Source organism: Acinetobacter sp. YH01021 (assembly GCF_013420255.1).
GTDB lineage: Bacteria > Pseudomonadota > Gammaproteobacteria > Pseudomonadales > Moraxellaceae > Acinetobacter.
The window spans coordinates 142,347-150,951 of the sequence record NZ_VOYO01000007.1; the positions used below are offsets into that span (position 1 = coordinate 142,347).

General features: G+C 45.9%; 7 protein-coding genes. 4 read left to right on the top strand and 3 right to left on the bottom strand.

Features of this window, described 5'->3' with window-relative positions:
• Positions 1-95 precede the first annotated feature (95 nt).
• The 3 genes from FTT86_RS07735 to gspF form a co-directional block, all read right to left on the bottom strand.
• Complete coding sequence (locus FTT86_RS07735; protein ID WP_180087197.1) at positions 96-431, bottom strand: hypothetical protein; 336 nt, start codon at positions 429-431, stop codon at positions 96-98.
• Positions 432-715: 284 nt separating this feature from the next.
• Positions 716-1,150, bottom strand: a complete 435-nt coding sequence (gspG, locus tag FTT86_RS07740) for a type II secretion system major pseudopilin GspG (RefSeq protein WP_004278567.1) — start codon at positions 1,148-1,150, stop codon at positions 716-718.
• Between the two features lie 79 nt (positions 1,151-1,229).
• A complete protein-coding gene (gspF, locus tag FTT86_RS07745; RefSeq protein WP_004729358.1) occupies positions 1,230-2,435 on the bottom strand; it encodes a type II secretion system inner membrane protein GspF in 1,206 nt (401 codons plus the stop codon).
• Between the two features lie 150 nt (positions 2,436-2,585).
• Here gspF and FTT86_RS07750 point away from each other — a divergent pair, with 150 nt between their 5' ends.
• The 4 genes from FTT86_RS07750 to FTT86_RS07765 all read left to right on the top strand — a co-directional run bounded on the left by FTT86_RS07750 (position 2,586) and on the right by FTT86_RS07765 (position 8,446).
• The gene (locus FTT86_RS07750) at positions 2,586-4,808 is read left to right on the top strand and encodes a primosomal protein N' (RefSeq protein WP_180180940.1); all 2,223 of its coding nucleotides are present in this window, start codon (positions 2,586-2,588) and stop codon (positions 4,806-4,808) included.
• Positions 4,809-4,883: 75 nt separating this feature from the next.
• Positions 4,884-6,737, top strand: coding sequence for a cation:proton antiporter (locus tag FTT86_RS07755; RefSeq protein ID WP_180180941.1), 1,854 nt, complete (start codon positions 4,884-4,886; stop codon positions 6,735-6,737).
• A 50-nt stretch (positions 6,738-6,787) separates the two neighbouring features.
• Positions 6,788-7,663 carry an Hsp33 family molecular chaperone HslO gene (locus FTT86_RS07760; RefSeq protein ID WP_004278571.1) on the top strand — a complete coding sequence of 292 codons (876 nt, stop codon included), beginning with the start codon at positions 6,788-6,790 and terminating at the stop codon, positions 7,661-7,663.
• 321 nt (positions 7,664-7,984) lie between these two features.
• Positions 7,985-8,446 carry a DUF2147 domain-containing protein gene (locus tag FTT86_RS07765; protein WP_148334810.1) on the top strand — a complete coding sequence of 154 codons (462 nt, stop codon included), beginning with the start codon at positions 7,985-7,987 and terminating at the stop codon, positions 8,444-8,446.
• Positions 8,447-8,605: the final 159 nt, after the last annotated feature.

Sequence of the window (8,605 nt, forward strand, 5' to 3'; positions counted from 1 at the left end):
ATCAATCCCTCCTAAGCTCCCTTTACGAAAGGGAGGAACATTCAAGGCAATAAAAAACCGAGGTCATAGCCTCGGTTTTTTCATCTCTTTCAAGCTTAAAATTGTATAGCCAAATAACACAACATGCTGGCAAGAGACAGCATCGGCACATGACGATACAGGCTAACCAGTGTCTGCTCAAATGCTGAACCTTGTTCGGCCTGAATGCGGATTACACTCGCGTTTAATGCTGACCAGAAACACAAGGCCAATAAACTGCTCATCAAGCTGATAGCAAAGAAAGCCACCATAATCTGGCTGCTGCCTTCGGTGCTCTGCCATAAATGGACGATTCCCTGACTGATCGGCAGCATGCTTAAAACCAGAAGAACAGATTTCAGCATCGACCAATGAAATTGATTGATTTCATCTCCCAAGATAAATGCTTTCATGTGCTTCTCCGTTGGCGAGTCAAGTGCCATTCAGATCATTATGAGCTTTTTTAAATAAATAGAAAGTGTATGTTTATTCATATTTTACGAGAATTGTAATAGATAAATATGGGAATAATTCTTATTATAACTCGCATATCAATTTTATTATTTCATTATTATAAATATCATTAACTTATATTATATTTAATAATTAAGAGTTATTATCACTTCACTTCGTATTGAAATAGCCTATTAAGTGAAGTGATATATGCCATCTATCGAGAATTTATAATGATTCTCAATTAAGGCTGATAATAAATATCGGCATCTGTTCCTTCACCACCCGATTGACCATCTGCACCAAATGAATACAGATCGAAGCTTCGACCATCGGTGCCCGGAATCACATATTGCAGTTCATTATCCCAGCTGTCTTTTGGAAAACCGCCTTTGACATAACCGCCCGGCACCCAGTTTTTTGCAGTCGCTGGCTGATTCACCAGTGCATCCAGACCACCTTCCTGCATACTTGGATACTTGCCATTGTCCAGCTTGTATTGATCCAGTGAACCTGCAATGCTTTGTAACTTGATCACGGTGGTATCGACTTTGGCCTTTTCACCACGTCCCATCACGTTCGGAACGATCAGCGCAGCAAGCACACCGAGAATTACAATCACCACCATGACTTCGATTAACGTAAAGCCCGTCTGTTTATTTAATTGATTCCTTTTCATTCAATCTCTCTCACTTATTTGCATCATTCAGAATTTCCACTTGAATTTTGATCACAACAAAATTCTAACTGGTTTCTGTTTAAATCATATTATTCATGTTCACAATTGGCAGCATCACTGCTATCACAATGACCAGAACAATACTGGCCATCAACACCAGCATTAAAGGTTCCAACAAGGCCAGTAAAGTTGAAATCAGGGTGGTCACTTCGCGATCCTGCATCTGTGAAGCACGTTCCAGCATACGGTCCAGTTCACCGGATGCTTCACCACTTTTGATCATTTGTACCATCATCGGCGGGAAATAACCACTGCGTTCCAGTTGGGTTGCCAGGTTGCCACCTTCAGTGACTTTTTCCGCTGCCAGATTGACAGAATCCCGGATCACCCAGTTGTTACTGACTGCAGCACCAATGCGCAGCGCATCGACCAGCGGCACGCCAGACTGGGTCAAAATGGATAAGGTACTGGCAAAACGTGCGGCATTAATCCCGCGTGACAATTTGCCGAATAAAGGTAATTTTAAGGTCAGACGGTCAAAGGCATAATGCCCGGCGGTGGTTCTTAAAAACCGGACCAACAGGAAAATCCCCAAAGCACCACCAATCAATAAAAATGGCCAAGCAATGCGGATAAAATCACTGGCTTTCATCAAGGCCACGGTAATCCACGGCAAGGCATCTTTACTCTGGTCAAAGGTCTTGACGATATCTGGCACCACATAGGTCATCAGCCCCATCACGATCGCAAAGGACATCAGCATCAGGATAATCGGATAGACCATTGCACCCTGAATTTTTTTCTGCATGGCAAACCGGTTTTCGGTATAGTCGGCTAACTGATCCAGAATCAGATCCAGATGTCCGGAACGTTCACCGGCGGCAATTGTGGCAATATACAGTTCAGGAAAACGTCCGGATTGCTGCAAGCCCTGCGCCAGACTATGCCCTTCCAGCACCTTGGAGCGCACCGACATCAGCAGGTTTTGTACATGCACTTTTTCGCTTTGCTTGCCGACGGCGCGGATGGCTTCTTCCAATGGAATCGCGGCAGCGACCAGCACGGATAATTGCCGGGTCATGAGGGCCAGATCATAGGCGGTGATGCTTTTTTCAAACCATTTTCGACGATGCTGCTGGTCTTTTTTTTCAACAGGATCAACAGAGACCGGAATAAGTGCTTTATCCCGTAATTGTTGCCGGATCTGACGTGCAGAATCCCCCTCCAGCACGCCTTTTTGCTGCTTTCCTGAAGCATCAAGCGCAATAAACTGATATGCAGGCATTGTAATGCTCTAATTTTCCAAAATTTTGCTTAACGCTGTTGCGTCAGACCACCGAAATCATTCATATTCTTTGATATAAATTATCTGCTCACTCTAACATAATCGAACTTTAAGCACGACGAAATTTCTTCAGGATCTCCACCCCAAGATATGCAAAATTCTCACACCGATTCAAGTCCACTTTATCGCGTACGCATTGCTGTACCTGTACATGTATTTGATTGTTTTGATTACACGATGAGTGCAGAACAATTTGAACAGGCACAGATTGGGGCACGCGTACTGGTGTCGTTTGGTCGGCAGAATCTGGTCGGGGTGATTATTGAAAAACTGTCCGCAGATACTCCTCTCGACCCGCGCTTTAAACTTAAGGCTGTGACCGAACTGCTCGATGAACGCGCCATTATAGATGGCAAAGTTTTAAGTTTGTTGACATGGTCAGCGCAGTATTACCAGTTCCCGATCGGTGAAGTTTTCCACAGTGCCCTGCCGACCCTACTGCGTCAGGGCAAGCCTTATAACCTGCTGGCCCGTACCTGGAAGCTCCTGGACACTAATGCCGAGGCCAAAGTACGCCGTTCGGACAAGCAGCAGGAAGCCTACCGGATTCTAAAACTGCATCCGGTCGGGACTACTGAAAATGTGCTGAATATGGCCGGGATTGAAACCGCGACCTTAAAAGCACTGGAGAAAAAAGAGATTTGCGCCTGTGTGCTGGAGCCACAAGATTTCAGTCCGCAGCCAATGCAGCTGGCACAGATGCCGCTAACTGCCAATCCTGAACAAAAACATGCAGTCGAACAGGTATTAAAATATCGCAATCAATATCAGGCTTTTTTACTGGATGGTCTGACCGGTAGCGGTAAAACTGAAGTATATTTGCAGATCATGGAGCAGGTACTGAAACAGGGCAAACAGGTGCTGGTGCTGGTGCCGGAAATCGGCCTGACGCCGCAAACCATCAGCCGTTTTCAGTCCCGTTTTCATTGCCATATTGCGCTGCTGCACTCCGGCCTGAATGATTCCAAACGGCTACAAGCCTGGCAATCGGCAGAAACCGGCAAAGCCTCAATCGTACTCGGTACACGTTCCGCCATTTATACTCCCATGCCGAATCTGGGCCTGATCATTCTGGATGAAGAACATGACCTGTCCTTTAAACAGCAGGAAGGCTTCCGCTATCATGCCCGAGATGTCGCCCTTTACCGCGGCCATTTACAGCAATGTCCAGTACTACTGGGATCAGCGACGCCAAGCATTGACAGTTATGCACTGGTGCAACATGGCAAGATGCAGGCACTGGAGCTGAACCAGCGTGCCGGTACGGCCTTGATGCCCAAAATCCATATTCTGGATTTAAAAGTCGCACAGAAGCAGCATGGGATTAGCCTGCAATTGATTCAGGACATCAAAAAGCGTCTGGAGAAAAAGGAACAGGTGCTGATTTTTTTAAACCGCCGTGGCTATGCTCCCGTTCTGATTTGTGGCAGCTGCGGCTGGCAGGCACAATGTCCGCACTGTGATGCCAACTTCACTGTACACCGTCAGCCTTATCAGCATCTGCATTGCCATCACTGCGGCACTATTCACCGCATGCCAGAACACTGCCCGCAATGTCAGCATCAGGAACTGGTTACACTGGGTATGGGCACCGGCAAAGTCGAAGAGCATCTGAATGAGCTCTTTCCGGATTTTGAGGTGATTCGGGTCGATCGCGATTCCACCAGTCGGGTCGGCAGCTGGCAAAAAATCTATGACAAGATTCAGAAAAGCGAACCTGCCATTTTGCTTGGCACCCAGATGCTGGCCAAAGGCCATCATTTTCCTTATGTGACGCTGGTGGCGATTCTGGATATCGATTCCGGTCTGCTCAGTGTGGATTTCCGTGCTACTGAACGGACTGCACAACTGATTGTGCAGGTGGCAGGCCGCGCAGGCCGTGGTGAACATAAGGGTGATGTTTACCTACAGACCCTCAGACCTGATCATGCCCTGCTGAATACCCTGGTCAATGAAAATTATCGCGTATTTGCCCGGCAAACCTTAAAAGAACGGCAGATGGCCAGAATGCCGCCCTACCGTTATGCCATCCTGATTCGCTGTGAATCCAAGGATCAGGCACAAAATACCGAATTCTTACAGAAACATGCAGCACTCCTCAGGCAATATCCTGATCTGGCGCTGGACATCTGGGGACCAATTCCTGCGCCAATGGAACGTAAGGCCGGACGCTATCAGTCGCATATGGTGCTATTGTCAGCGGATCGTCCACGTTTGCATTACTATGTGCGTAGCTGGTGGCAAAACATGCTGCAGGACAAACCTTCTAGCATGAAGCTCACGCTGGACATCGACCCTCAGGAACTGAGCTAAAAGATATTGCGCCTGAGGATCGATCTGGAATACGAAACTGCAAGTCTGGATCAAGAATAAATTTAGGGCAGGAAAATGTCGATACTGTTACAAATAACACTGGTTCTGGTCATTGCACTGTTGATAGTGCCACTGAGTAAAAGGCTCAGATTGCCAAGTGTGCTGGGCTATCTGTTAACAGGGATCATCTTAAGTCCAAGCCTTTTGCACCTGATTCAGACACCCGAAGTCATGAGTAGTTTCATGCAAGTCAGCCTGATGGCACTGATGTTCTGGATCGGCCTGCAACTCAGACCACAACGCATTGTGCAGATTAATCCCTCCCTGTGGATGATGGCTGCTTTACAGGTACTAATCAGCACCCTGATTTTCAGCCTGATGGCTTGGGGCTTTTTGCAACAGAGCCTGATCGCCAGCATTGTAATTGGACTCGCCGGCAGTTTGTCTGCCATGACTTTGGTGATTCAACATCTCAATCATCAGGAACAGTTCGCCACCAGCTATGGTCAGCAAGCCTATTCGATTCTGCTGATTCATGCTCTGTTGGCCATTCTGGTGATTGCAGCCATTCCCTTATTTGCCGGGATTCGCTCGACCGAACATGGCGTGGCCTACTTTGCTGCCCTCATCGCGACGTTAAGCGGTCTGTTCCTGTGTAATCGTTACTTGATGCAGCCGTTGTATCGCTGGATTGCTAAAAGTGGCAGTCACGAACTGCATGCGATTGTAGCGATTGCGGTGACCTTGGCATTGTTGGTGTTAATGAATACCCTCGGCCTGAATCTATTTCTCGGTGCCTTATTTGCCGGCATTTTACTGGCAGATTCAGATTTCCGGCCTGCGGTAGAAAGCGCGATTCGGCCTTTTCAGGGTCTGTTGATGGGCCTAGCCTTTATCAGTCTGGGCATGTCACTGCACTTAGCTGATCTGCTCAATTTCCCTTGGATGATTCTCGGTGGCACCCTCATTTTAATCTTGGGCAAGTTTGCAATCAACCTGGCATTGGCGCGTTATCATCAAAATAGCTGGCGCAACAGTAGCTTGCTGGCAGCCAGCCTGGCGCAAGGCAGCGAATTTGCCTTACTGGCACTGGTGATTGCGGTATCCGACCAGATTATTACAGCCAATCTACTGTCTCCCTTGCTTTGGATGGTGAGTTTTTCCTTGCTGCTGACCCCCGCATTTTATTGGTTATTGCATAGCCAGATTTTACCGCGTCTGGATCGTCATAATCATCTGGCAGCGACCTTCGAAACTGATCTCAATCCTCAAACCAGTACACCGATTTTGCTGATTGGCTTTGGTCGGTTCGGGCAGATCATCGCCCGGATTTTACTGCAACAGCAACATGCTTTTAGTGTCGTGGACAGCAATGTGCAAGCCACTGAACTTCTGGCGCAGTACGATATTCCTTTCTATCAGGCAGATGCAACAGAACCGGAAGCCTTGATACAGACCGGCATTGCCACAGCACAACAGGTGATTGTCGCCATTGATGATATTGAAGACTCAATGCTGGTCGTACGACATCTGCGGCTGAATTATCCTGAAACCTGTTTATGGGTCCGTGCCCGTGACCGGCATCATGTGCATCTCTTGCAGGATTTGGGCGTAAAACACATCTGGCGTGAAACTTATCTTTCCGCCTTAGAACTCAGTCAGGCCTTACTAAGCCAGCTCAATCCTGACCTCGAAAATAGCCAGCAACAGATTCAAAACTTCCGTGAACAGGATGAAAAGCTGCTCAACAGCCAATATCATCTGGATCCGGATGAACATCCAAATTATGAAAATCAGCGCAGCAGTTTGGCTGAACTGGAGCATCTGTTTACCCAGGATCAACGCCATAAAGCACAAAAACAGGATGCACAGCAGCAACAGGATACAAACGGCGCAGGAATTGATACGTTAAGAGATGAACTGTCCTAACTTGTGTTTTACAATAATGACACCATTAAAGCAGGGTTATGGAGAATTTTATGTCTGATTTACGCCAACGCTTTTTTATTGAAGATAGCCCTGTTCGTGGTGAAGTGGTGCATCTTGAAGAAGCTTTACAAACCATTTTAGCGCAACGTGACTATGCGCCTGCAGTTAAAATCCTGCTAGGTGAAATGCTTAGTGCCACTGCACTGCTGGCCAGCACATTGAAGATTAAAGGGCGTATCAGCCTGCAAATTCAGGCATCGGGCACATTTAAATGGGCTATGGCTGAATGTAACCATTTGGGTGAAGTTCGCGCTCTGGCTGACTATGAAGAAGATCCGCACTTTCTGGTCGGTGAAGACAGTAGTACAGTGTTGAAATCACTCACCTCTCCGGTTCTATTCATCAATATCGAACCAGAATTTGGTGAGCGTTATCAGGGGATTGTACCCCTTGATAAAGAAAATCTGGCGGGCTGTCTGATGCAGTATTATGACCTTTCTGCACAGATTCCGACGCGTATTGTACTGGCAAGTGACCATCAGCGTGCAGGTGGTTTACTGATTCAGTTATTACCACGTAATAGTGAAGAAGAACAACGCCGGGTAGATGAAGATCTATGGCCACGTCTGACCATGCTCACAGAGACTCTAAAAACTGAAGAGTTAGTCGGTTTGCAAGCCACTGATATTCTGTACCGTTTATATAACGAAGAAGAAGTGCGTCTGCCAGATACGGAAGTGTTGAAGTTTGGTTGTACCTGCTCTAAAGAGCGTTGTGCAGTCGCTTTACAGCAAATCGGAATAGAGTCGATCCGTGAAACGCTGGAATTCCAGAATCCGATCGAGATGGACTGTCAGTTCTGTAATAGCCAATATACCTTTACGGCTGAAGAAGCCTTGGGCCTATTTGGTAAACACCTGAGCTAAGCAGTTCGAATCCTTAAGTTTAAAAGCATTCCCAGGAATGCTTTTTTTATGTTTTAAAATCTAGGTGACTGAGCTCAACAAAGCGTATTCCCCTACATTAGAAAAGCCGTCTACTCCCTGAATCAAACTCTCCTGTGAATCCAATCTAAGAATCTCTGTTAAATTATAAGATTATTCACATTAACAAAACCTGAATATTCATCATTTTCAAAAAATTATGAGAAAGACTGCACAGTTCATACTCTTGATTTAATTATGCTTTTAAAATAAATTAGAGCAATAATTCTAAAATGAATACATCATCAATTTAACAGGTATGTTATGAGAAAATTATTGAATACTCTAGTAATGGGGATGAGTTTAATCGCAGTTTCTAGCTTGGCCTTTGCCTATGAAGATCCATTATTGGGTAAATGGAAAACCATCGATGATCAATCGGGCTATTCTCGTGCGGATGTGGAAATTCGCAAGAAAGCAGATGGTAGTTATGAAGGGGTAATTGTCGAAACACGCAGCTTGCCTGGCGCAGAAAAAATGGGGATCTGTCATAAATGTCCAGGTCAGCTCAAGAACAAGCCTTTTCTAGGCCTGCCATTTATCTGGGATTTTAAGGCAGATCCGAAAAAGCCGCGTGAATACCATGATGGCAAAGTACTTGATCCGATCAGTGGCAAAGTTTATAAAGGCAAAGCACGCTTAAGTGCTAATGGCAAACGTCTGACCTTGCGTGGTTATGTCGGGGTATCAGTAATTGGTCGCAGTGTTACTTGGGTAAAATATTAATTTCAGAAAGATTTTCAAAGCCCCTATATCAGGTAATGCCAGTCAGTTAAGAAATTGACTGGCATTTTCTTGGATATTTTTGTGCTTTAATTTTCACTACTCGCGGACATTGCCTTTGCCTTTTTTCAGGTAATACAAATATTTTAGATTGTTCAAATA